General features: G+C 49.1%; 22 protein-coding genes. 8 read left to right on the top strand and 14 right to left on the bottom strand.

Annotation, left to right across the window (positions count from 1 at the left end; translation table 11 throughout):
* The 3 genes from FXF61_RS04425 to pyk all read left to right on the top strand — a co-directional run bounded on the left by FXF61_RS04425 (nucleotide 1) and on the right by pyk (nucleotide 3948).
* Nucleotides 1–1329 (top strand): DUF58 domain-containing protein, encoded by a 1329-nt coding sequence (locus FXF61_RS04425; RefSeq protein ID WP_151186007.1) that lies wholly within the window; start codon nucleotides 1–3, stop codon nucleotides 1327–1329.
* Between the two features lie 176 nt (nucleotides 1330–1505).
* A complete protein-coding gene (locus FXF61_RS04420) occupies nucleotides 1506–2423 on the top strand; it encodes a universal stress protein (protein ID WP_151184119.1) in 918 nt (305 codons plus the stop codon).
* Nucleotides 2424–2496: 73 nt separating this feature from the next.
* Nucleotides 2497–3948: a pyruvate kinase gene (gene pyk / locus FXF61_RS04415; RefSeq protein WP_151184118.1), complete on the top strand. Its 1452-nt coding sequence runs from the start codon at nucleotides 2497–2499 to the stop codon at nucleotides 3946–3948.
* Between the two features lie 91 nt (nucleotides 3949–4039).
* On the opposite strand, the gene pdxB is transcribed toward pyk, so the two are convergent.
* Nucleotides 4040–5170: a 4-phosphoerythronate dehydrogenase PdxB gene (gene pdxB / locus FXF61_RS04410; RefSeq protein ID WP_151184117.1), complete on the bottom strand. Its 1131-nt coding sequence runs from the start codon at nucleotides 5168–5170 to the stop codon at nucleotides 4040–4042.
* 193 nt (nucleotides 5171–5363) lie between these two features.
* Between pdxB and FXF61_RS04405 the strand changes: the two genes are divergently transcribed.
* Nucleotides 5364–6743: an MATE family efflux transporter gene (locus FXF61_RS04405; protein WP_151184116.1), complete on the top strand. Its 1380-nt coding sequence runs from the start codon at nucleotides 5364–5366 to the stop codon at nucleotides 6741–6743.
* Nucleotides 6744–7265: 522 nt separating this feature from the next.
* On the opposite strand, the gene FXF61_RS04400 is transcribed toward FXF61_RS04405, so the two are convergent.
* The gene (locus FXF61_RS04400; protein WP_178087263.1) at nucleotides 7266–7592 is read right to left on the bottom strand and encodes a hypothetical protein; all 327 of its coding nucleotides are present in this window, start codon (nucleotides 7590–7592) and stop codon (nucleotides 7266–7268) included.
* Nucleotides 7593–7920: 328 nt separating this feature from the next.
* On the opposite strand from FXF61_RS04400, the gene FXF61_RS04395 reads away from it, so the two are divergent.
* Nucleotides 7921–8361: a PAS domain S-box protein gene (locus FXF61_RS04395; protein WP_151186006.1), complete on the top strand. Its 441-nt coding sequence runs from the start codon at nucleotides 7921–7923 to the stop codon at nucleotides 8359–8361.
* On the opposite strand, the gene FXF61_RS04390 is transcribed toward FXF61_RS04395, so the two are convergent.
* The 6 genes from FXF61_RS04390 to FXF61_RS04365 all read right to left on the bottom strand — a co-directional run bounded on the left by FXF61_RS04390 (nucleotide 8356) and on the right by FXF61_RS04365 (nucleotide 13632).
* On the bottom strand, nucleotides 8356–9225 hold the full coding sequence (locus FXF61_RS04390; protein WP_151184114.1) for a MerR family transcriptional regulator: 870 nt from the start codon (nucleotides 9223–9225) through the stop codon (nucleotides 8356–8358). The two genes, FXF61_RS04395 and FXF61_RS04390, sit on opposite strands and share 6 nt — an antisense overlap.
* Before the next feature lie 106 nt (nucleotides 9226–9331).
* Nucleotides 9332–9826 (bottom strand): chalcone isomerase family protein, encoded by a 495-nt coding sequence (locus tag FXF61_RS04385; RefSeq protein ID WP_151184113.1) that lies wholly within the window; start codon nucleotides 9824–9826, stop codon nucleotides 9332–9334.
* Entirely contained in the window at nucleotides 9823–10359 is a 537-nt protein-coding gene (locus FXF61_RS04380; protein WP_151184112.1) for a DUF3833 domain-containing protein, read from the bottom strand. Before FXF61_RS04380 ends, FXF61_RS04385 begins: the two co-directional genes overlap by 4 nt.
* Nucleotides 10356–11576 (bottom strand): cyclopropane-fatty-acyl-phospholipid synthase family protein, encoded by a 1221-nt coding sequence (locus FXF61_RS04375; protein ID WP_151184111.1) that lies wholly within the window; start codon nucleotides 11574–11576, stop codon nucleotides 10356–10358. Before FXF61_RS04375 ends, FXF61_RS04380 begins: the two co-directional genes overlap by 4 nt.
* Nucleotides 11570–12346 (bottom strand): DUF1365 domain-containing protein, encoded by a 777-nt coding sequence (locus FXF61_RS04370; RefSeq protein ID WP_151184110.1) that lies wholly within the window; start codon nucleotides 12344–12346, stop codon nucleotides 11570–11572. The genes FXF61_RS04375 and FXF61_RS04370 overlap by 7 nt, the downstream gene beginning before the upstream one ends.
* Nucleotides 12343–13632, bottom strand: a complete 1290-nt coding sequence (locus FXF61_RS04365; protein ID WP_151184109.1) for an NAD(P)/FAD-dependent oxidoreductase — start codon at nucleotides 13630–13632, stop codon at nucleotides 12343–12345. The genes FXF61_RS04370 and FXF61_RS04365 overlap by 4 nt, the downstream gene beginning before the upstream one ends.
* A gap of 73 nt (nucleotides 13633–13705) precedes the next feature.
* Between FXF61_RS04365 and FXF61_RS04360 the strand changes: the two genes are divergently transcribed.
* The 3 genes from FXF61_RS04360 to FXF61_RS04350 are packed head-to-tail and all read left to right on the top strand — an operon-like array spanning nucleotide 13706 to nucleotide 16178.
* Complete coding sequence (locus FXF61_RS04360; RefSeq protein ID WP_151184108.1) at nucleotides 13706–14485, top strand: SDR family oxidoreductase; 780 nt, start codon at nucleotides 13706–13708, stop codon at nucleotides 14483–14485.
* On the top strand, nucleotides 14482–14919 hold the full coding sequence (locus FXF61_RS04355; protein WP_151184107.1) for a nuclear transport factor 2 family protein: 438 nt from the start codon (nucleotides 14482–14484) through the stop codon (nucleotides 14917–14919). Before FXF61_RS04360 ends, FXF61_RS04355 begins: the two co-directional genes overlap by 4 nt.
* Entirely contained in the window at nucleotides 14916–16178 is a 1263-nt protein-coding gene (locus FXF61_RS04350; RefSeq protein WP_151184106.1) for an MFS transporter, read from the top strand. Before FXF61_RS04355 ends, FXF61_RS04350 begins: the two co-directional genes overlap by 4 nt.
* Here FXF61_RS04350 and FXF61_RS04345 read toward each other — a convergent pair.
* The 6 genes from FXF61_RS04345 to FXF61_RS04320 all read right to left on the bottom strand — a co-directional run bounded on the left by FXF61_RS04345 (nucleotide 16171) and on the right by FXF61_RS04320 (nucleotide 22117).
* Entirely contained in the window at nucleotides 16171–16527 is a 357-nt protein-coding gene (locus FXF61_RS04345; RefSeq protein ID WP_151184105.1) for a thiol-disulfide oxidoreductase DCC family protein, read from the bottom strand. The genes FXF61_RS04350 and FXF61_RS04345 overlap by 8 nt on opposite strands.
* 472 nt (nucleotides 16528–16999) lie before the next feature.
* Nucleotides 17000–17542 (bottom strand): DUF2058 domain-containing protein, encoded by a 543-nt coding sequence (locus FXF61_RS04340; protein ID WP_151184104.1) that lies wholly within the window; start codon nucleotides 17540–17542, stop codon nucleotides 17000–17002.
* A gap of 50 nt (nucleotides 17543–17592) precedes the next feature.
* Complete coding sequence (mazG, locus tag FXF61_RS04335) at nucleotides 17593–18438, bottom strand: nucleoside triphosphate pyrophosphohydrolase (RefSeq protein WP_151184103.1); 846 nt, start codon at nucleotides 18436–18438, stop codon at nucleotides 17593–17595.
* Nucleotides 18435–20243 (bottom strand): lipid A export permease/ATP-binding protein MsbA, encoded by a 1809-nt coding sequence (msbA, locus tag FXF61_RS04330; protein WP_151184102.1) that lies wholly within the window; start codon nucleotides 20241–20243, stop codon nucleotides 18435–18437. The genes mazG and msbA overlap by 4 nt, the downstream gene beginning before the upstream one ends.
* Nucleotides 20244–20303: 60 nt before the next feature.
* Nucleotides 20304–21008, bottom strand: a complete 705-nt coding sequence (gene hda, locus FXF61_RS04325) for a DnaA regulatory inactivator Hda (RefSeq protein ID WP_151184101.1) — start codon at nucleotides 21006–21008, stop codon at nucleotides 20304–20306.
* Nucleotides 21005–22117 carry an AI-2E family transporter gene (locus FXF61_RS04320; protein WP_151186005.1) on the bottom strand — a complete coding sequence of 371 codons (1113 nt, stop codon included), beginning with the start codon at nucleotides 22115–22117 and terminating at the stop codon, nucleotides 21005–21007. The genes hda and FXF61_RS04320 overlap by 4 nt, the downstream gene beginning before the upstream one ends.
* Nucleotides 22118–22156 lie beyond the last annotated feature (39 nt).

Below are 22156 nucleotides of genomic sequence, written 5' to 3'. Positions count from 1 at the left end.
ATTAAACCGTCACGCACTCTGCTGATCGGCGTTGGCAGCTTGCTACTACTGGCTATTTGCTTGGGCAGCGCGCACGCTTTAAAGCTTGCCGTTCCGGCCGCTATCGATGCCCTGTTAGTCGCTTTTTTACTGGTCAGCCTGTTATTGGCAGCCGTGGATGCATGGCGCGTGTATCACATGCCAGCACCCCGTTGTCAGCGTAGCGTGGCACACTCATTATCCTTAGGACGCAGCACTGAAGTCACCCTGAGCTTCAGCCATCACTATAAGAAGAGCCTGCAGTTACAATGCTTTGATCATCTACCTGATAGTTTTCAAACTGAACAGCTGCCCTACAGCGTGACTCTGCAGCCGGGGCATATCAGCAGCAGCCATTACCGTTTAACGCCTCTATTGCGTGGGTCCTTTTCAATCTTAGGTTGTGCAGTACGCTTACCCAGTCCAATGGGTTTATGGACGGCGCAGCATTTTTTAAAAGAACACAGCACTGTGCGGGTCTATCCTGACTTTGCGCGCGTGCAAAGCGGCCAGTTACAAGCCAGTGAACATTGGCTGAGCCAACTTGGTGTCCAGCAACAACAACGGCGCGGCAGTGGGCTTGAGTTTCATCAATTGCGTGAGTTTCGCACTGACGACAGCCTCAAACAGATCGACTGGAAAGCCACTGCACGCAAACGCACACCCATTGCCCGTGAATACCAAGATGAACGTGATCAGCAGATTATCTTTTTACTTGATTGCGGACGCAGCATGCGCAGCCAAGACGGCCCGCTCAGTCATTTGGATCACGCCCTCAATGCCTGCTTACTGTTAGCCTACACAGCACTGCGTCAAGGTGATGCCGTGGGCCTACAGACCTTTGCCGGCCATCAGCGCATCATTGCCCCGCGCAAGGGCCAAGCGCAAATGTCAGTATTACTTAACAATCTCTACGACATTCAAGCCACGCAAAACAGCGCTGACTATAGCGCCATCGTGCAGCAACTGTTAGTCACACAAAAACGCCGCGCCTTGGTTATTGTGATCAGCAGCCTTGCCGATGAAGCTGACAGTGATTTAATCCTTGCTATGCAGCTTCTAAAAAAACATCACCGCACCTTACTGGTCAGTTTGCGCGAAGAGGTTTTAGATCAGCTACGCTCGCAGCCTGTGCAGAACTACCAGCAAGCCTTGTTATATTGCGGTGGCATCGACTACTTGCAAACACGTCAGCACAATCAGCAAAAACTTTTAAACCAAGGTGTTGACCTATTAGATGTAAGACCCAGCCAGCTGACCGCCAAACTGATCAGTCAATATTTAAAGATAAAAAAATCTGGGCACTATTAATCACACTTTAAGATTAAGCACAGTGCTGTAAAACAGTAGAGCAACTCAGCTTCAGCAGTAACCTCTTGCCCTTACAAAACAGTTATACTTGTAAACAAGCATGTTAAGGGAGCTGCGTTAAACAGATGCTCTATCGTTATCAGCAGTTTGACCGTTCATCATTTAGGAGCTTTATCATGGAATTACATAAAATTTTAGTGGTTATTGATCCGACCTCAGGCGACTCTCAGCCATCACTTGAGCGTGCAACATGGGTTGCTAAGCACTCAAATTCAGCTGTTGAGTTACTGCTATGTGAATACAACTCTGCCCTAGACGGCGGTTATTTTTTTGACGGCCCTGCGCAAAAAAAAGCCCGCGAATCACTGCTGGAAAACCAAAGAAAATGGCTCGACACCCTCGCCCAACCGCTGCGTGACGCGGGCATTAGCGTGACCACGGAAGCACGCTGGGGCAAGCCCTTATACACTATGATTCTGCAGCGCATTAATGAAATTAATCCTGATTTAGTACTACGTGATGCACACAGCCATGGTGTATTGCAGCGTTTATTCTTCAACAACACCTGTTGGCAGCTGATTCGTCACTGTCCTGTGCCTTTATGGCTGGTGCGTGCTGGCGAGTGGAAAGGTGAGCGTATCTGTGCAGCGGTTGACCCTACACACAGCTCCGACAGCACTGCAGCGCTTGATCATCTAATTGTTAAGTCCACCATTGCTTTAGCCGACTTGCTAGGCATGCAGGCCGATTATATGCACAGCTATGCGCCGCTGCCACGCACCATGGTGTTTGATACCGAACTGGTTGCAGCCTACGATCAGTATGTTGAACGCAGTGCCAAACACCATCGCGAAGCCTTTGAAAAACTGATGGTTGATTACCCCATTGAAAAAACCAATCGCCATTTACTAGAAGGCTTTCCAGAAGAGAGCATCCCCGAGTTTGTTAAAGAGCACGGCATTGACCTGTTGGTGATGGGCGCTGTTTCCCGCGGCAACCTTGAAAACGCCCTGATTGGTAACACTGCCGAACGCGTTCTAGAGGCGGTGCAAACCGACTTACTGGTGATCAAGCCTCCCCGTCCGGCACAGTAAGACACTCAACGCCTGGCGTTTTACAACGCTGGGCGGATTTTTTTATCTTTTCATCTTATACAGGAGCCTCGACATGGATTTGCGTCGCACTAAAATCGTTGCCACCATTGGCCCAGCCAGCAGTTCACCTGACATTATTAAGCAGCTGATTCTCGCCGGCATGGATGTCGCACGCTTAAACTTTTCACACGGCAATGCTGATGAGCATCGTGCGCGTGCGTTACTGATCCGTGAGCAGGCGGCTCTACTCAATCGCCATGTTGCACTACTTGGTGATTTGCAAGGCCCAAAAATTCGTATCGCTCGCTTCACTGATAAAAAAATTCAACTGCAAGCTGGCGACGCCTTTCGATTTTCCATCACCCATCCGCGCGACACTGGTAATCAAGAGGTGGTCGGCATTGACTACCCTGATTTAGTCACCGACTGCAGTATCGGCGATGAACTCTTGCTCGACGATGGTCGCATCGTTATGCAAGTCGAAGATGTGACAGCTGACGCGCTGGATTGTCGCGTTATTGTTGGTGGCCCACTGTCCGACCACAAAGGCATCAATCGTCGCGGCGGCGGTTTAACTGCACCTGCACTGACCGACAAAGATAAACACGATATTGGTTTGGCCGCAGAGTTGGACCTTGAGTATTTAGCGGTCTCTTTTCCTCGTGATGCTGCGGATATGAACCTCGCACGGCGCTTATGCAAAGAAGCTGAGTGTCATGCCTGGCTGGTGGCAAAAATTGAACGTGCTGAAGCAGTGATAAACGATGAGGCGCTAAATGGTCTGATTAGCGCCAGCGATGCGGTGATGGTGGCGCGCGGTGATTTAGCTGTTGAGATTGGTGATGCTGAATTGGTGGGTATTCAGAAGAAAATCATCGCTGCCGCACGCAGGCAAAATAAAGCCGTGATTACCGCCACGCAAATGATGGAGTCGATGATTCACAGCCCTATGCCAACCCGTGCTGAAGTCTCAGATGTAGCCAACGCTGCACTGGATTACACTGATGCGGTGATGCTCTCAGCAGAAACCGCAGCCGGTGAATACCCTGTACAAGCCGTCGCCGCCATGGCACGCGTCTGTTTGGGAGCTGAGAAAAACCCAATCATGCGCCGCTCAGCACACCGTATTGGCCAGCAGTTTGAGCGCTGGGATGAAAGCATTGCCTTAGCTGCGATGTATACCGCCAATCATTTCCCGGGGGTTAAAGCCATTATCGCCCTAACCGAGAGCGGTTATACCCCGCTGGTGATGTCGCGTATTCGCTCATCAATGCCCATTTATGCATTTGCACCATCCGCTCAAACCCAAGCACGCGTTGCTTTATTTAGAGGCGTGTATACCGTGCCATTTGACCCAAGCGCTGCACGCTCAACATCCGTGAGTTATGCGGCAGTAGAAGAGCTGGTCAAGCGCGGGATTGTCAAAAAAGACGACTGGGTGATTCTAACCAAAGGCGACAGCTACCATATGATCGGTGGCACCAACACCATGAAATTACTGCATGTTGGGCACATTGAGCCCTAACAGACTTAAGGCCTCTTGAGCGCAGTATCAGCACCTCTTGCTGGCCTGAGCAAACAGGTACTCAAGAGGCACTGAACAAATAAATAAAAGACTAAAGCGTGATACCTAAAGCAGCAATCATCTGCCTAAGCGCGGCTGTTGGTGCATCAATCTGTACCTGCAAATCAGGTATCTCACGGCGCACAGGGTAGTTTTTACGCACCTGATCAAAGGCCGCACGACGCTGCGCCGCATCACCCTGTAAACTCAAACGAAAGGCTGCATCATCAGCGCGCGGGTCATATACTGCACGACACAAAACCCTTAGCGCATCAGTCACGCTAATGTGTCCCGCTAATTGCATGGCCAATAAGGTCTGCGCTGGAAACTCAATAGTGGTCTTAGCAGGCACAGTGAAGTATTCACAAAACGCTTGGTAAATATGCGCGGTACCACGAATCTTACCGTCTAGACTATAGCCAGCAATATGTGCGGTGGCGATATCACAGCGCTGCGCTAACTCAACATCCACTTGCGGCTCACCTTCCCACACATCCAGCACCGCACGCACATCATTACGCTGTGCTAAAAGCTGCTTTAACGCCTGATTATCCACGACTGCACCACGGCTGGCATTGACCAACCAAGCGCCATGCTTTAAGACTTGCAACTGCTCTGCGCCGATTAAGTGCTGCGTGGGGTTGTCGCCTTGCGCGGTTAACGGTGTGTGCAAACTGATCACATCACAACGCGTCAGCAAGGTCGCTAAATCAACATAATCACCACCCTCAGCCTGCTGCCGCGGTGGATCACAGACCAACACCTGCCAACCTAAACCACGCAGCACCTGCACCAGGCGCTCACCCACTTGCCCTGCTCCGACCACGCCGTAACAGCGCTGTGCCAGATCAACAGCTTCACGTTCCGCTAAAGTCAGTAGCGATCCCAGCACATAATCAACAACACCGCGTGCATTGCAACCCGGCGCGCTGGCCCAGCCAATGTTGTTTGCAGCCAAGTAAGCCAAATCCAAATGGTCAGTGCCAATGGTGCAGGTACCGACAAACTTCACCTGTGATCCGGCCAGTAATGCCTGATTAACTTGAGTTACCGAGCGCACTAGCAACACCTCGGCATCCGCCAGCACAGCTCGATCAAGACTGCGCCCAGCAACACGGCGCAACTGGCCATGACGCTCAAACACCTCAAGCATCGGAATGTTTTCATCAGCCAATATGCGCACTTATATATCCTCTTGGTGGTTTAAAAGTCTGTAACGCTGCTTTAAAGCGTAATGATAGCTACCTAACGATCACCACAACAGAGTAAACTATACGCGCTGCTAGCCTGTTTCTCACCTACTGCTCGCACCACCTATCACATCCGCACTGCGCAGCAGAACTTGCTGTATAGGCTTTATTTTTAGGCTGTTTTGTATGTCCACTGTCTCCCGCTACCAACGTGTCACTGCCGAATGGCGTGTTCTGCTCAAGCTTGCTATACCCATTATTATTGCTCAGCTGGCCAACACCGCGATGGGCTTTGTCGATACGGTAATGGCCGGGCGCGTTAGCCCTAACGATCTGGCTGCTGTGGCCTTAGGTAACTCGGTGTGGCTGCCTATTTTCTTATTAATGAGCGGTATTTTACTGGCCACCACAGCCAAAGTGTCACATGCCTTTGGCCGTGGTGCTGAACTGGAGATGGGCTATTTAGTCCGCCAAGCCTTATGGCTCGGTTTAGCGCTGGGCTGCGGACTCGGCGTGCTGCTATGGAATGCTCAGCCTTTGATGGAGGCCATGGGCATTGATCCCATTTTGATTAAACCTGCGATGGGCTATTTGCGTGCGGTCGCCTGCGGTTTCCCTTTTGTCGCTATTTATTTGGTATTTCGCTGTTACAGCGATGCCTTAGGCTTAACCCGCCCGAGTATGGTGATTGGCATTCTAGGCTTGCTGCTCAATATTCCGCTCAATTATATTTTCATCAACGGCCACCTAGGCTTACCGGCAATGGGTGGCGTCGGCTGCGGCTGGGCCACGGCTTTTGTCATGGCATTTATGATGATCGCCATGTTTGTCTGGGTACGCTGGGCGCCCTATTATAAATCCAGTCAAATCTTTATACGTTTTCAATGGCCACAATCGCCTGCGCAAAAAAGCCTGTTAGCTCTAGGCTTACCCATTGGCGTGTCGATCTTTGCTGAAGCCAGCTTGTTTTCAGTGATTGCACTCTTGATTGGCGGGCTCGGCGCTAACGTGGTGGCGGGTCACCAAGTTGCCCTGAATTTCAGCGGACTGGTGTTTATGATTCCCTATTCACTGGCGATGGCAACCACTATTCGTGTGGGCCAAGCGCTGGGCGCCAACCGTCCTCGTCAAGCACGCTTCTCAGCTGGGGTAGCAATGGCGACAGGGCTGATATGTGCCTGCGTCTCTGCCAGTTATATGTTTTTATTACGTGAGCATATTGCCCGTATTTACACCCCCGATGCCGCAGTATTAGCGGTTGCGACCTCGCTGATTGTTTACTCTGCTATTTTTCAATTCTCCGATGCCATCCAGGTCACTGCAGCCGGTGCTTTGCGCGGTTATCAAGACACACGCATCACTATGATCATTACCCTGTTTTCATATTGGGCTGTCGGTCTGCCAGTTGGTTATATGCTGGGCCTCACCGATCAGTTTGGCTTAGCCCAAGGGCCTGCAGGCTTATGGCAAGGCTTGATTGTCGGCCTCAGTTGCGCAGCGGTAATGTTGGGTATACGTCTACATAAAATAGCGCGCAGACATATTTATGCAGCAACACCACACTGACTCATTTTCGGGCACAGCAGCGCAACAAGAAGATCGCCCTGTATTGCAACGCAGGTTTGTGTTCAGCGATTAATCAGCAGCGAAAAATATTTTATATAGCCTCCCCAAGCGGTCTAAATTAACCGTCACGACACCACATTAAACATGTCGATAGCACGCAAAGCTATAGTACATGCGGGTTTGCAAAAACAATCCACAAAGCCTGTGGATAACTCTGTGAGTAACATGCTGACAAATGCGTTTGGCAGCCACAATACGGGGCTTTGCTACAAACTGATGTTTTTTTCACCAACTTTAAAAAGCCTTTAAAATCAACAGCTTATAAAGTCAAGAAGTAAATAGATAGGCTTTAAAGCAACCAGCAAAGTCTTGTTAAAAAACACCTGTATAAATGTGCACAACTTATTAGTGCCTAACAAATACAAAGTAAATATCAAGAGAATAAGCGCACATTTTTTAAATTATTTTATGGCTTTTCGGGTTGACAAATGCCGAGGCACAAACAACCCATTTGCCAAACTATTAATGAGAATTGATCAGCATCGTTTCAATGCTCGCACTAATGACTTGCCACTCAGGGTGATACATCGACTGCGCTTGCACTGACACCACCACATAGTTCCCAGGCGTCACTGCGCGCGCTAAATACAACAGATGTTTGACGTGCTTAGCGAGTATCGATAACGCTGCCACATAGCGATCATCACGGTATTTTTGATGCGCAATATCGGTGTTGTGCATGGCTTCTTGCCAATCACGCAGCGCGCTGTTGGCATTGTTTAGGCGAGCCGAGCTTTGCGCGAAATTTTGCTCAGCTTGCAGCGGTACAGAAAAGATCAAACTGAGCAACAGCGCGCTTTTGCAGTTATGCACAGAGCCTGTGGATAACTCTGTGCATACTCTGTTTAGCGATCACGCAAACAGCCTATGCATCAACCCAAGCAAACTCTGAGCGTTTTTTGATCAATTAAAAATAACCTATAAATTCAACCACTTAGTCAGAGCAAAGGCTCTATAAAGAGCCATAGAAACAATTGAAGCTAAAGTATTTATCGGCCAGCAAATTGTGCACAAGTGTTTATCAGTGCATATTTACTCTAACCAGTGATTGAAAGGTTGGCCTAGCTTGCTAGAATGCGCTAACGATCTGATAGGGCATCTCATGAAACGATTTAATTTGCGTAATGAAATTTTATTACAGTTGGTAGAGTCTGCTCAAGACGGCATCGTCATCGCGGAAAAAGAAGGTGAAGACACTATTTTAGTGTATGTAAATCCGGCTTTTGAACGCTTAACTGGCTATAGCGCAGATGAGATTCTCTACCAGGACTGCCGCTTTTTGCAGGGTGAGGACACTGACCTTGGTGCAGTGAAAGTCATCCGCCACGCCATTGACGAGCAAGCGCCAGTGCGTACTGTGCTGAAAAACTACCGTAAAGATGGCTCAGTTTTTTGGAACGAACTCAGTGTTACGCCCTTCTATGACGAGCTCGATCAAATCACTTATTACATCGGCATTCAAAAGGATGTCACCACCCAAGTTGAGCTGGCCCTAGAATTAGAAGCCGCACATGAAACCATTCAGAAGCTGAGCGAGCAACTGTCAAACCCCCTATAAGTTCAGCGGCGTAAACCACTGCGCGCAGGCACGCAGCTCGCAGTTGACACTCGGTGGCTGGATATCGGCTAAGGCCTCATTGCCAAACACCCAGGTACGCATCGAGGCATATTTTTTAAAACATTGTATCCATTGTGCAGCCGCGTCGGCTTTATCATCAATAAACAGCACCGCCTGTACAGCTAGAGGCTTAGCTGAGGCAAACACCTGCTCCAAGCTCACTGTCTCGTCCAGCTCAATGGACTGATAGCCTTGCTCAAAGCAAAATAACGCCACCAACTTGGTTAAGTATGCCGAGCTGTGTGATGCTTTTTGAATAACAATGCGTTTGCTCGGCAGCACTGGCTGGCAGTGCAAACTGTGTAAGCGCACCTGCAATCGACGAATCAAACTGCTCTGCCAAAAGGCAAACAACACTGTATTGTTTTCATTGCGCTGTAACTGCTGCTCTATTTCAGCTAACAGGATACGCATGGCATTGAGGCTGTAATCAGCAAATAAGCGATCCAATAAACGTTCAAGTTTTTGCACCTGCAGCTGACTGACAGCCTGGCAAATCTTTTCCAACAACTGCTGGCTATCATCGTTTGAGACTGCTGCTGTAGCGGGCGCTGGTCGTGGCGTGACGTCACTGATCACCGATTTAACCCGACTGATAGGCACGCCTTCATCCATTAAACGCAATGTTTCGTGGAGAAAATCAATATGTTCCTGAGTATATAGCCGATGCCCTGACTCAGTCCGCACAGGCTCAATCAGGTTATAACGGCGCTCCCAAGCGCGCAGGGTAATAGGGTTCACCCCAGTCAACCGAGCCACTTCGCGGATGGGGTACAGTGCGTTTTGCTCGATTGTATCGCTCATTAGGCATCACACTCAATAATTTTTTGAATAATAAAACATGTACACAACTTATGCAGCCGCCGATAAGTGTACCGACCCAAGCTGATCTTGGCGACGATTTAAGCCATCAGGGTTTTAATCCAGCAATTAAACTGCGCTTAAGCGGCGCAGACAAAGGCTGTTCGCCCAACCAAATGCCGAAATACAAGGCTTTAAAGCCTAGCGTATCAATTTGCACCAACGTTTTGCCATTGAGCACTAAAAAAGTGCCCTGCTCTGGCTGAAAATCCAAATGGTAACAATCGCCTTGTTTAACCGGCTGATAAGCCGCATGCAAACGACTAACAGCGCGCTCTAATTCTGCTGGTAAAGACTCAGGCAAAGCTCGCTGCGCACCTTCAATGAAATTATCTACCGACAACTCACGTGCGTAGCACAACTCAAGGCGTGCTGGCGTTTGCTCAGATAGCGCTTGTTCGAGTGTCACGCCCGCTGTGGTGAAAAACTGCGCATCATAGACTTTAAAGAAACCCCAGCGCGCTGTTCCGGCACCGGCCTCAGTTAACTGAGCGCTAGCCAAATTGGATAGCGCTAGCAAGAACACGCAGCACAGGATTCTCATAACCCTGCCTTGCTAAAAAACAGGGTAACCTCACCGACTTTAAAACCCCACTTGCTGACTTGGGCGCGGTTGAGCATGACGCCATCGGATTGCAAGAACATCCAATCATCAAATTTCACCTGGATACTGCTGTCTTTATAAGGCAGATCTAAGGTGTAGCGCCAGCTGAACACCGAACCCGCACTGCGCCCCACTGCTTCACCAATCACATCGCCTGCAGTGCCACTGTAGTGATTATCTGCAAGGCGCTTAATCACCCAGATACGCTGTTCAAGCTCGCCATCGTCATAAACAAAACGTTCATCCAAGGTCAGCACATCGTCTTCGACGGTGCCGGTAATTGCCACTTTAAAGCGGCGTTTAACCTGCCCTGAGCGATCCTGAAACTGGCCGTAAGCTTGGGTTTCTCCAGCAAAGTAGCTAAACAAATCAAGCGTTGGCTCTGTCTGCGCATAATCTTGCAGCTTGGGGCCGCTGCAACCTGCAAGCAGCAATACAGCACCGAGGGCGAATAAATAATTGCGTATGCTCATTGCTTATGCTCCAACGTCAGTTGCACTACATCGGTCGACTGGGTTTCAAAACCGACACGACAATAATCAAGGTAATAGCGCCAAATGCGCTGAAACCGTTGGTCATAACCTAGCGCTAGCAATTCTTCTCTATGCTCTGCAAAGTCCGCCTGCCAAAGCTGCAATGTGCGCGCATAGTCTTGGCCAAATGACAGTTCATTACTGACAGTAAATCCATGCGCGTGCGCCAGCTGATGCAGCTGTTGTTTAGACGGCAAAAGGCCACCGGGGAAAATAAACATCTGTATAAAATCAACATCATTTTGATAACGCTCAGCCCGCGCCTCTTCAATGGTGATGATTTGCAGCACAGCTTTACCATTCTTTTTTAGCAAGCGTTTAAGCTGAGTGAAGTACTGATGCCAATACTCTTTACCAACGGCTTCAAACATCTCAATACTGACAATATGATCAAACTGACCTTGCTGATGACGGTAATCCATCAGCTGCAACTGCGCGTGCTCTGTCAAACCTCGGCGCTGCATGCGCTGTTGGGCAAACTCAAGCTGCTCTGCAGATAAGGTAATTCCGGTCACTTGGCAGCCTCGCTGCGCTGCGCGCTCAGCAAAACCGCCCCAGCCGCAACCAATTTCGAGAATATGATCGCCTTCCTGCCAATCCAGCTGATCAAGAATACGCTGATATTTATTCACTTGCGCCTGCGCCATTGGTTGCGCAGGTTGGGAGAATAACGCACTGGAATAGCTCATGGTTTCATCCAGCCACAGCTGGTAGAAATCATTACCCAGATCATAATGCGCACTGATATTGTCACGGCTGTTCTCAATCGAATTATGATTGTTGCGATGGCGCTTTAAAAAACGCTGATAAAACCAATTAAAACCCAAGCGTGTATCACTGAGTGCTTGCTCATTAGCAGCGCCCAATCGCAACAACGTATGCAAACACGGCGTATCAATCAGTTGATCAGCATAAGCTTTAGCAAAACCCAGCTCACCTTGGCTACAAAACAACCAAATAAACTTAAGCGGTTTGTGAATAATCAGCTCTGCATGCACACCCGCACTGGCACCATTAAAGCGGCGCTGTTGATCGCCAATACTGACCGTTAATGAGCCATGCTGTAGACGGTCAAACGGCAGGTGTTTAAGTAACCAAGCGGCTCGTTTGGGTGCACAGGATGAGCCAAGCAGCCAGCTTTGTGTGCGCGTTAACATAGTGTCATCTCCGAATGGCTGTACTGAATACCCTCTAAATGCTTAGGCGTGCGATGGAATTTGCCGCCTTTTATTAGAATCTTTAAGGCCCACCAATGAATCAAAGCAATCACTTTAAGCATACTCAATGGCGCAAATCCCACCTGCTTAATTAAGTGGCGGTCAGTAAGGTCCAAGGCACGCCCCGCTTCACTGGCACTAAAGAACTCCACCCCTTGGCGTGTTTCGCGAATACTGGTGAAAACCTTGTCGCGCGGTGCCCCAAAACGAAAATGGTAGCGCGCATCCATAGCGATAAAAGGTGAAACATGGAAGATTTTTTCAGCCTGCGCCTCAATGGTTTTTGCGCTGCAACCGCTCAACTTGAGTACATAGTGATGCCACTGACCAAAGGTGTTACTGACCTCAGCAATAATGGCGATCAGCTGATTGCCAGCATCATAGGCATACCACATGGATAGCGGGTTAAAGCCGTAACCGAGCACGCGCGGATAACACACCAACTCAGCGCGCGCTGGGCGCTCAATTCCATATTGCGCTAAAAAGCCATCAAGCCATTGCCGCCATGGCGTGCCGTCGCGTGCACCGTGATCTTTATAATTGAGGCTGACCAGGTTAAAACGATTGAGGCTTAACCAGCGCAACTGCTGTGCTTCTTGCTCAATGCAATCCAGATCCACTTTGATACTGAAGGTGCGATAGGCAAAGCGATACTGCACCGGCTTTTTACGCGCATGTGCCACTTGGCCAACATAGAGTTGCGAAGTCATACAGCCTCCCAGGGCAGATCAATCTGCCAACGTTTGGCTAAGCGTACCGCACTAGCAAGGCCATCTTCATGGAAGCCATAACCGCCATAAGCACCAGCAAACCAGCAACTTTTCAGCCCTTGAATATTGGGCAACTGCGCTTGCGCGTGCATAGCTTGCGGGTCAAACACCGGATGCTGGTAATCAATGGTTTTAAGCACTAAGTCAGCGCGTGGCTCAACGATTGGGTTTAAAGTAACAAAGATATTTTCTTGTGTTGCCAGCGGTTGCAATGCGTTCATCCAATAGGTCACAGCTACTGCACGCTCAGCTTGGTAGTTCTTACCACTGAGATAATTCCACGAGGCCCAGGCCATTTCTTTGCTAGGCATTTGCGCTCGATCTGTGTGCAACCACGCACGGTTGTGTTGGTAGCTAAAGTTCTGCAACAAATCAAATATTGGGTCATTGAGCAGGGCGTAAGCCTCGTCGGCATGACAGGCAAACACCACCTGATCAAAGACATGACTTTGCCCGTCACTGCTACGCAGCGACACTGTTTGCCCAGCTTTTTCAGCCAGCGCTACATCCGTCACAGCATATTGATGCACAGCAAAGCGATTGAGGGCGATGATTTTTTCTATGTAGGTGCGTGCACCATTGATCACCGTGCGCCATTGTGGGCGGTCATTCACATTCAACAAACCATGATTGGCAAAAAATTGCAGGAAGCTCTGTGCGGGAAACTTCAGCATGGTTTCGGTTGGACAGGACCAAATGGCTGCTGCCATGGGCAATAAATAATCTTGCTGCATGGTCTGGCCAAAACCGTTTTCAGCCAAGTAATCGCCGAGGGTAAAGTGCTTAGGCAAACCTTGTACAAGATCGTTTTTAGCCAGTTTATTAAAACGTAAAATATCGACAATCATGTGCCAGTGCTGAACTGAAAATACATTTTTGCGTTGAGCAAATAATGTGTTGAGATTATTACCGGCATACTCCAAGCGGCCCTGATCAATGGAGACGGCAAAACTCATATCCGTCGGATAAGTAGCCACCTCTAAATGAGCAAACATGGCTTTAAGCAAGGGATAATTAGGCTCGTTATACACAATAAAGCCTGTATCCACGGGTATTTGCTCGCCGTTAGCCAAAGTCACATCGAGCGTGTTGGTGTGCCCACCCAGCGTTGGATTTTTCTCAAACAAAGTAACTTCATGCTTTTGACTGAGAAACCATGCACTACTGATGCCGCTGATACCACTGCCAATCACTGCCACTTTGTATCTTTTCTCAGAGTCGAACATTTTTCTGACACCTTGCGTATATTTGCTATATATTAGTTATACACAACCTATACACACTTGTACAAGGTGCAGTATGAAAAAAAATATCCAGCAACAACGTATCTGGCTGGTTGGCGCTTCGCACGGCATCGGTTTAGAGCTGGTAAAAATCTGGCTCGAACAAGGCCACAAGGTCATTGCTTCGGCGCGCCAAGCCGAACAATCAGATGACTTAGCCCAACTGCAACAGCGCTACGGCGCACAACTGCAGTGTTTAAATGTTGATGTCAGCGACGCACAGGCCTGCGCAGTACACGCCCAACAGGCATGGTCTGTATTCGATGGTTTGGATCTGTGGTTTTACAATGTCGGCGCTTACCAACCGATGACCTGTGAGGAATGGGAATGGTCGGCATTTATGCAGATGAATCAAAGCAATTACTTGGGCGTGGTAGCGCTGATGCTACCGCTGCACAAGCTCTTTAAAGCGCAAGGCCACGGCCGCTGGGTGTGGAATGCCAGCTTAGCTTCGTATTTTGGTCTGCCCTATGGCGGTGGTTACTCAGCACCCAAAGCCGCGCTGGTTAATCTCGCCCAAGCTTTGCAGCCCGAACTTGCTGCACAACAGATCGATTTACAGATTATTAACCACGGTTTTGTGCGCACGCGCTTAACTGAGAAAAACCAGTTTGCCATGCCCGGTTTGTTAGAGCCTGAGCAAGCCGCTGCGCAGATTGCCCAAGCACTGCAGCGCAGTACAGCATTCGAAATTCGTTTCCCGTTTCGTTTACGTATCATCCTCAGCCTATTCAAATACATGCCTTATTCTTGGTCACTGGCACTGACCGCTAAAATGCTAAGGAATCAATCATGACGACCATCAACGAGGTGTTGGAGACCTACAAACAGTTATTTGAAAACCTAAGCCCGCAAACTGTTGAAGAAGACTTTTTGCAAGTATTTAGCCCTGATATCTACTTCAAAGACCCCTTCAACGCCACCTATGGATTGACGCAGTTGCAAACCATTTTTCGTCATATGTTTGCCAACGTGCTTGAGCCAAAGTTTCGTATCCTTGATTTTGCTGGCAACCAAAATAGAGGCTTTCTAGAGTGGCAACTCACCTTTAAACTCAAAGCCAATGGCGACACCTTGCTGATTAAGGGTATGAGTAAAATTCAAATCAATCAGCACAACCTAGTCTGCAGCCATATTGATTACTGGGACAGCGGCGAATATGTTTACCAAAAAGTGCCGTTATTAGGCCGTGTGATTGCCATGATCAATAAGCGCCTGAGCAGCACATGAACGCACGTAGCGCATTCAGCCAACCCTTGATTTATGGGCTTGCCGCTTGGCCATTAGCAATGCTGGGTATTCCGTTATACGTCTATTTACCGACGTATTATCACCAGCTTGGGCTTGAATTGACCATGGTCGGCAGCATGTTACTGCTCGCTCGGCTCAGCGATATCATCTCTGACCCGCTGGTGGGCTTACTCTGCGACTACAGTGGGCAGCGCGGCCGTTACCTGCTGATGCTGCTGGGTTGGTTGCTACTGTTGATTGGCTTATGGCAACTGTTGCTGCCGACTGAAGCCAGCGCTGGGCAGTTGTTGTTCTGGGCGATGTGGGTGTACTTGGCTTGGACCTTGATTATGATTCCTTACCAAGCACTCAGCGCGCAAGTGAGCCAACAGACTCATGTAAAAACCTATTACACCGCCAGTCGTGAAGGCTTTTCTGTGGTTGGTGTGATTACGGTCTTGGTCCTGCCTTTTGTCCTAGACGACAGCCAAGATTACCAGCAGCTGTTTCGCCTGCTCTACCCGCTGGTGAGCATCAGTCTAACTTTAGCCCTAGCGCTGATGCTCTGGCGTTTACGCCTGCTCAAGCAGGAGTCCTCACAACGCACAGCCAGCATTTTAAAAATCGATACCTTGCGCTTAATCTGGCGTGATCCAAGCAGTCGTACCCTGCTGCCCGCCTATTTTCTGAATAGCTTAGCCAATGCCCTACCGGCCACTTTGTTTTTATTATTTGTTGAGCATTTTTTACAGCTGCAAGGCTACATGGGCTTATTGCTGCTGGGCTTTTTTCTCAGTGGCATTTTAGCTTTACCGCTGTGGGTCGGGTTAGCAAGAAAGATCGGCAAATATGCAGCCTGGCGCGTGTCGATGATCAGCGCCTGTCTAAGCTTTGTCTGGGTGTTTAGCTTAGCGCCTGGCAGTCTGTGGGGCTTTGCCGTGATTTGTTTAATCTCAGGATTAAGCGTTGCCGCTGACGTGGCCTTGCCCGCTTCCATTCAGGCCGATATCGCACAAGACTTGAGCCAGAAAAATGGCAGCATGAGTGGTTTATTGTTTGCTGTGTGGGGCATGCTGACTAAGCTGGCTTTAGCTTTGGCGGTGGGCTTGGCCTTGCCTGCGCTGGGCTGGCTCGGCTGGGAGCAACAGAGCTCAGAGAGCCTGCAAGGCTTACTCTGGCTGTATGCAGGCGCGCCTGTTGCGCTAAAGCTGATCACCTTGTACTGGCTACGCCGCCCACACTCAGTAGCGGCTAATTAATCTCGCAGCTGCTGGAGTTTCGACGTCGCCATTTCGCCCACACATTATAAACAAGATTACCCATGTGACTGATACCGGGCAGACTGAGCAAGGCCACTGTTTTGCGCATGCCTGCTGCATGCCAATACGCCATGGTAGCGTTGAAACCAATATGCATTGTCTGTCCATCAAAAAAATGAATACGGGTCAGCAAGTCTTCAAGGGTATAGCCCTGCGGCAGCTGAAAATCTGGCGCGCTGATATCGACCAATTGCACGTCAGGCTCTAAGCGCGGGCGCAGATGCTCGATTTCTCTGCGACAAAAACCGCATGACGCATCGTAGTAGAGCTGGGCACTGTGAGTCGCCATACAGACCTCTTAAAACATCTAAAGAATGTCTGCACAGTATCCGTCTAATTCTTGTATAAGAAAAGCCCCGTATCAGGTTATCAGCCGATATTGCGCATGTAGATGGTTGATCGTGTCGCCTACAAATGAACGTATCTACAAGAACTTGCATTGTGCTGGTTGGTTTTGCTCTGTACGAGCTGGCCATGCTGCGATTGTGCGTGCTGAATGCGCGCAGTATTTGTAAGCTGCGCGGTATTTGTCAGTCCTATCGCGGCTATGAGCCGCTCCGACGGGGCGGCGGTTATGTAGGCCGACCTATTAAGGTCGACTATGTTGCACTGTGCTGAGGTCAATGGACGTAGCTACAGGGTGACGCTGAGCATGTGTATGCTTGATCTTGTTGCCCATAAATGGACAACCTACAGGCCATAACAAAACAGGCGCAGCCCCCGAAGAGGTCTGCGCCTGTTGGCGTGCAGCTAAATAGCACTTACCACATTAAATCATCAGGAATCTGGTAGGCCGCGTAGGGATCATCTGCTTCGCTGACGTCTTCGCTCACCACATTAAGCAGAACAATACGACGCTCATCACGCTCTTGAATCTTTAGCGCCGCTTCACGGGGAATAATTTCATAGCCACCGCCGTGTTTGACAATGGCAAGGCTGCCGCTGCTGAGTTTATTGCGCACCATGTCGTTAACCGCAATGCGCTTCACTTTTTTATGATCAACAAAGTTGTAATAGTCTTCGCTGTCTAATTTAGGGAGGCGCGCACTTTCGATCAGCTGACGAATTTGTGCAACCTGCGCTTTACGTTCAGCTTTTTCTTGCTGCTCACGGTTTAATTCTTGGTCACGCTTTTGCTTCTCAGCCATGGCCTTTAACGCGGCCTGACGTTGCGAGTCGTCCACCTCTACAGCGCCTTTTTTCTCTAGACGCTGCTGTCTTTTTTGCTCTTTAGTGGCCTGTTTGGCCTGTTTTTCGTTGACCAGCCCGGCTTTAAGCATCTGATCGCGCAAAGATAAACTCATGTGATTCTAAACCTGCCTTTAATCATTTAAAAAACACAGCTCGCGCTGTTTCACTCGTGCTGCGGCGTGCGCAACCTCTGTTTAGCTAAGTTCCACAAGGCGTCCAATTGTGCCTCGGTGCAATCACTGATTGCCATACCCTGAGCTTGTGCTTGCTGTTCAACGTACTGAAAACGTTGAGAAAACTTAATATTTGCCGCACGTAATGCAGTTTCTGGGTTCACTTTGAGGTGGCGTGCGACATTCACCGTAGCAAATAACAAATCGCCCAACTCGTCGCTGATCGCCGCCGCTTCACCGCTGGCAATCGCTGCACGCACTTCTTGCAGCTCTTCCTCGACTTTATCCAGTACCGGCGACAAGCTATTCCAATCAAAGCCCACATTGGACGCACGCTTTTGAATCTTCAGAGCGCGACTCAAAGCTGGCAAATTCAAAGGAATATCATCCAAAACACTCACGGCCTGATCAACAGGCGCTTGTTCTGCCCGTTCTTGTTGTTTGATTTCTTCCCAGCGTTCTTTGATCTGCTCAGTGTTGAGCGATGCCGTTTGCTTGGTGTCATACAGCTCGCCAGTTGGGAAAACATGCGGATGACGACGCACCAGCTTCTCGGTAATGCTGTGCACCACCGTTGAGAAATCAAACATCTGCTGCTCATGACCGAGCTGGCTGTAATAGACCACCTGAAACAGTAAATCACCCAACTCACTGGGCAAATGAGCAAAGTCCTCGCGCTCAATGGTATCCGCCACTTCATAGGCCTCTTCGAGTGTGTGCGGCACTATACTGGCAAAATCCTGCTGTAAATCCCACGGACAACCACCGTCAGGGTCACGCAAACGCGCCATCAAATACAACAAATCATGCAATTGATACTGGGCTGCAGAACTCATTCTTCAACCTCATCTTTAATTTCTAAGTCTTGAAACTGAGTGGCATGCAGACGGCTGTAATAACCATTTTGCGCCAGCAACTCTTGATGATTACCGCGCTCAACAATGCGACCCTGATCCATCACTAAAATCAGATCAGCCTTTTCAATCGTCGATAAGCGGTGCGCAATCACTAAGGTGGTGCGCCCTTGTACAGCATGATCGAGCGCCGCCTGAATATGGCGCTCAGATTCAGTATCCAAAGCCGAGGTTGCTTCATCGAGAATCAGCAAAGGTGCATTTTTCAGCAAGGCCCTAGCAATAGCTAAACGCTGACGCTGACCACCAGAGAGCAACACACCATTTTCACCGACCATAGTGTCGTAGCCCTGCGGCATGCGCTCAATAAACTCAGCGGCATAGGCTGCTTCAGAAGCTGCCTTTATCTCATCCAGTGAAGCACCAGCAAGATCACCATAAGCAATATTTTTTGCCACTGTGTCATTAAACAGCGACACCTGTTGTGTCACTAATGCCATATGGCGACGTAAGTTGGTCAAAGTAAACTCTTTGACCTCAACGCCATCCAGCAGGATCTGTCCTTGCTGGTGCTCATAAAAGCGCGGAATCAAATTGGCTAAGGTTGATTTACCGCTACCTGAACGCCCGACCAGAGCAATCATTTGTCCTTTCTCGGCAGTAAAGCTGATGTCTTGTAGCACTGGCGTATCAGTATTGGGGTAGATAAACGACAAATCACGCACTTCAAGCTGACCGCTGACCTGTTCAAGCTCGACCGTACCCGCATCGCTTTCTGGCTCTTCATCAAACTGTTCAAAAATACTTTCTGCGCCCGCCACACCTTTTTGAATGGTGGAGCTGACTTCTGACAGCTGACGAATCGGCTTAGGCAATAAACCAGCCAAGGTAATATAAGCGACCAAATCACCCGGTGTGGAATCACCGCGCAGCAACAGCACTAAAAACATTAATACGGCCATTGCCGAGTAAATCACCAACTGCAATGAGGGTGTATACACTGCGTTGGTTTTAATCATGCGCAATTGCTTTTCAGTATTGCTGATGCTTGCATTTAAAAACCGTTTGCGCTCATAGGGTTCACCACCAAAACTGCGCACCACGCGGTAGCTCTGGATGGTTTCCGAGGCGACATGGGTGACATCACCCATCGCAACTTGGATTTTTTTACTTTGCTTGCGGAATTTTTTACTGGTGCTGTTAACCATTAAAGCAATGATTGGCAAGATCGCCACCATCACTAAGGTCAGCTTCCAGTTCATCCACAGCAGGGTGCCGAACAGGAACACCACAGTCATACCTTCACGCACAATCACCTTAATTGCATCAGTTGCTGCACCGGTGACCATAGTCACGTTGTAGGTGATACGGGAAATTAAGTGCCCTGAGTTGTGATTGTCAAAATAGCGATTGGGCAGTGTTAGCAGGCTGTTAAACAACTGCACACGCAAATCGTGAACTAAACCCAAAGAGACTTTGGCCAGATAAAAATTACCTAAAAACGAACCAACCCCCTGCCATAACGCAATAATCACAATCAGCAACGGAACAGCCTGTAGCAAACGCACATCCGCCAACCAAGGAAGATTAGGAAACAACACCGCGTCTGGGTTGGCCAAACCATCGACAAAATATTTTAATACATAGCCAAGCATCGGTGAGGTTGAGGCGAAAATTAAAAAACCAACAATACTGATGGCAAACATGCCGATATAGGGTTTGATATAACCCAGCAGGCGAAAATAAATTTTAACCCCAGAGGTACTCTGTTGCTCTTGTTTACTCATGAATTTTAAATTCTCAATGATGGGCGGCGAATTTTAACACGCGCACAGCTACTGCGTTGGCTACCAGTCCAAAGCTTCTTTTAAAAAAGGAATGGTGAGTTTGCGCTGCGCCTGTAATGAGGCACGATCCAATTGCTCTAAGGTATCAAATAACACTGTCATGCTACGCACCGAACGCGCCAAAATAAAACGTCCAACGTCATCGGGTAAACGTAAACCGCGACGCGATGCACGCAACTGCAAGGCGCGTAATTTATCATCGTCACTGAGCTCATGCAGCTGAAAAACCAGTGCCAAGCTTAAACGTGATTGTAAGTCAGGCAGCTCAATACCCAGCTCTCGCGGTGCAGCATCGGCAGCAATCAGCAGTTTTTTACCAGCATCACGCATACGATTGAATGCATGAAACAAGGCCACTTCCCAATGCCGCTGGCCGACTACCGCTTGGATATCATCCAAACAGAGCAAATCACAAAATTCAACATTATCGAGCAGTTGCGTGTCGTGCTCAGCCAGCTCAGCCAGTGGTAAATACAAGGCTCGGCCACCGCGCTCTTCAACACGCAAGCAGGCTGCTTGCAATAAGTGGCTGCGGCCAACACCCGCTGGCCCCCAAATGTAGAGCACGCTATCTATCCACTGATTCTCAGTGTCGCAAGCATGCTCAACATAGCCTAATGCACCTGCATTGGCGCCTGGGTAGTAATTGGCAAACGTCGCATCATCACGCAGACGCATGCCCAATGATAATTGGGTGGGCTTCATGGGGTCTCTTTTATAGACGAATCATCGACCGAGGCCTGCTCAGCAGAACGCGGGGTGATCAGCTCGCAGGCGTTGGGCTGTCCGTACATATTTGAGTCTTTATACAGCTCATGCACATGCCTTAAAAACACCATAATCACTGCAGCCACAGGCAACGCGAGCAATACACCGGTAAAGCCAAACAACTGACCACCGGCTAGAATTGCAAAAATCACCGCAACTGGATGCAAACCAATGCGATCACCAACCAGCAAAGGGGTTAACAGCATGCCTTCTAATGCCTGCCCGATGCTAAACACCGCAACAATGCCGATAATTGGATACGGATCTAGACCAAACTGGAACAAGCCCGCCACCAGTGCGGCACTAATGCCGACGACAAAACCTAAATAAGGCACCAAGCTGGCTAAACCGGCTAACAAACCAATCAGCAAGCCCAGCTCTAAACTGATGCTGGTCAAACCAACAGCATAGACGATACCCAACGCCAACATGACCAGCAATTGGCCACGCATAAAAGCACCAAGTACCTCATGGCATTCACCTATCAGCTGCACCACCAATTTTTCGTTCTGCCTAGGCAAGAGTCGACGCATTTTCGCGACTAAAACATCCCAGTCACGTAGCAAGTAAAAGGTGACAACGGGAATCAGCAGCATGTTGGCCAACCAGCCTAAAAAAGCCAAACTTGAGGCAGTCACTTGGCTGAGCAACAGTTGGGCAATATCGGTCGTCTTGCCAAGATTTTCAGTAAACATCTTTTTGATTTCATTAAGACTGCTAACGTCTGCATCCAATCCGATATTGGCCTGCAACCAAGGCAAAGCACTCAACTGCAGCCAATCAATCAGTTGTGGGGTGAGTCCATACAGACTCACCATCTGCCGTCCAATCATCGGCACAAGGACCAACAACAGCAGTGTCATGAGCAAGCTCAGCACCACAAAAACTATCACCACACCCCAGGTGCGTGACAGCTTATAACGCTCCAGCAAGTCGACAATCGGATCGCCCATATAGGCCAATAGAATGCTGACCAAAAATGGCGAAAGAATCGGTAGCAGCTGATAGAAGGTCAGCAACACCAGACCCAGTATCAGCAAAAGCATGCCGCTCTTTAGGTTTTTCGCCATCGTTTATACTCTCAA

This window comes from Pseudomonas sp. C27(2019) (assembly GCF_008807395.1).
In the GTDB taxonomy this organism is placed as follows: Bacteria; Pseudomonadota; Gammaproteobacteria; order Pseudomonadales; family Pseudomonadaceae; genus Denitrificimonas.
The sequence above is the reverse complement of the archived record's forward strand: the minus strand, read 5'-3'. Positions and strand labels throughout refer to the sequence as shown.

Excerpts from the sequence above, each read along its gene's own strand:
- FXF61_RS04420 (WP_151184119.1), top strand. The coding sequence starts at position 1,506 with ATGGAATTACATAAAATTTTAGTGGTTATTGATCCGACCTCAGGCGAC.
- pyk (WP_151184118.1), top strand. The coding sequence starts at position 2,497 with ATGGATTTGCGTCGCACTAAAATCGTTGCCACCATTGGCCCAGCCAGC.
- FXF61_RS04405 (WP_151184116.1), top strand. The coding sequence starts at position 5,364 with ATGTCCACTGTCTCCCGCTACCAACGTGTCACTGCCGAATGGCGTGTT.
- FXF61_RS04390 (WP_151184114.1), bottom strand. The coding sequence starts at position 9,225 with ATGAGCGATACAATCGAGCAAAACGCACTGTACCCCATCCGCGAAGTG.
- FXF61_RS04385 (WP_151184113.1), bottom strand. The coding sequence starts at position 9,826 with ATGAGAATCCTGTGCTGCGTGTTCTTGCTAGCGCTATCCAATTTGGCT.
- FXF61_RS04380 (WP_151184112.1), bottom strand. The coding sequence starts at position 10,359 with ATGAGCATACGCAATTATTTATTCGCCCTCGGTGCTGTATTGCTGCTT.
- FXF61_RS04375 (WP_151184111.1), bottom strand. The coding sequence starts at position 11,576 with ATGTTAACGCGCACACAAAGCTGGCTGCTTGGCTCATCCTGTGCACCC.
- FXF61_RS04370 (WP_151184110.1), bottom strand. The coding sequence starts at position 12,346 with ATGACTTCGCAACTCTATGTTGGCCAAGTGGCACATGCGCGTAAAAAG.
- FXF61_RS04365 (WP_151184109.1), bottom strand. The coding sequence starts at position 13,632 with ATGTTCGACTCTGAGAAAAGATACAAAGTGGCAGTGATTGGCAGTGGT.
- FXF61_RS04360 (WP_151184108.1), top strand. The coding sequence starts at position 13,706 with ATGAAAAAAAATATCCAGCAACAACGTATCTGGCTGGTTGGCGCTTCG.
- FXF61_RS04355 (WP_151184107.1), top strand. The coding sequence starts at position 14,482 with ATGACGACCATCAACGAGGTGTTGGAGACCTACAAACAGTTATTTGAA.
- FXF61_RS04350 (WP_151184106.1), top strand. The coding sequence starts at position 14,916 with ATGAACGCACGTAGCGCATTCAGCCAACCCTTGATTTATGGGCTTGCC.
- FXF61_RS04345 (WP_151184105.1), bottom strand. The coding sequence starts at position 16,527 with ATGGCGACTCACAGTGCCCAGCTCTACTACGATGCGTCATGCGGTTTT.
- FXF61_RS04340 (WP_151184104.1), bottom strand. The coding sequence starts at position 17,542 with ATGAGTTTATCTTTGCGCGATCAGATGCTTAAAGCCGGGCTGGTCAAC.
- mazG (WP_151184103.1), bottom strand. The coding sequence starts at position 18,438 with ATGAGTTCTGCAGCCCAGTATCAATTGCATGATTTGTTGTATTTGATG.
- msbA (WP_151184102.1), bottom strand. The coding sequence starts at position 20,243 with ATGAGTAAACAAGAGCAACAGAGTACCTCTGGGGTTAAAATTTATTTT.
- hda (WP_151184101.1), bottom strand. The coding sequence starts at position 21,008 with ATGAAGCCCACCCAATTATCATTGGGCATGCGTCTGCGTGATGATGCG.
- FXF61_RS04320 (WP_151186005.1), bottom strand. The coding sequence starts at position 22,117 with ATGCTTTTGCTGATACTGGGTCTGGTGTTGCTGACCTTCTATCAGCTG.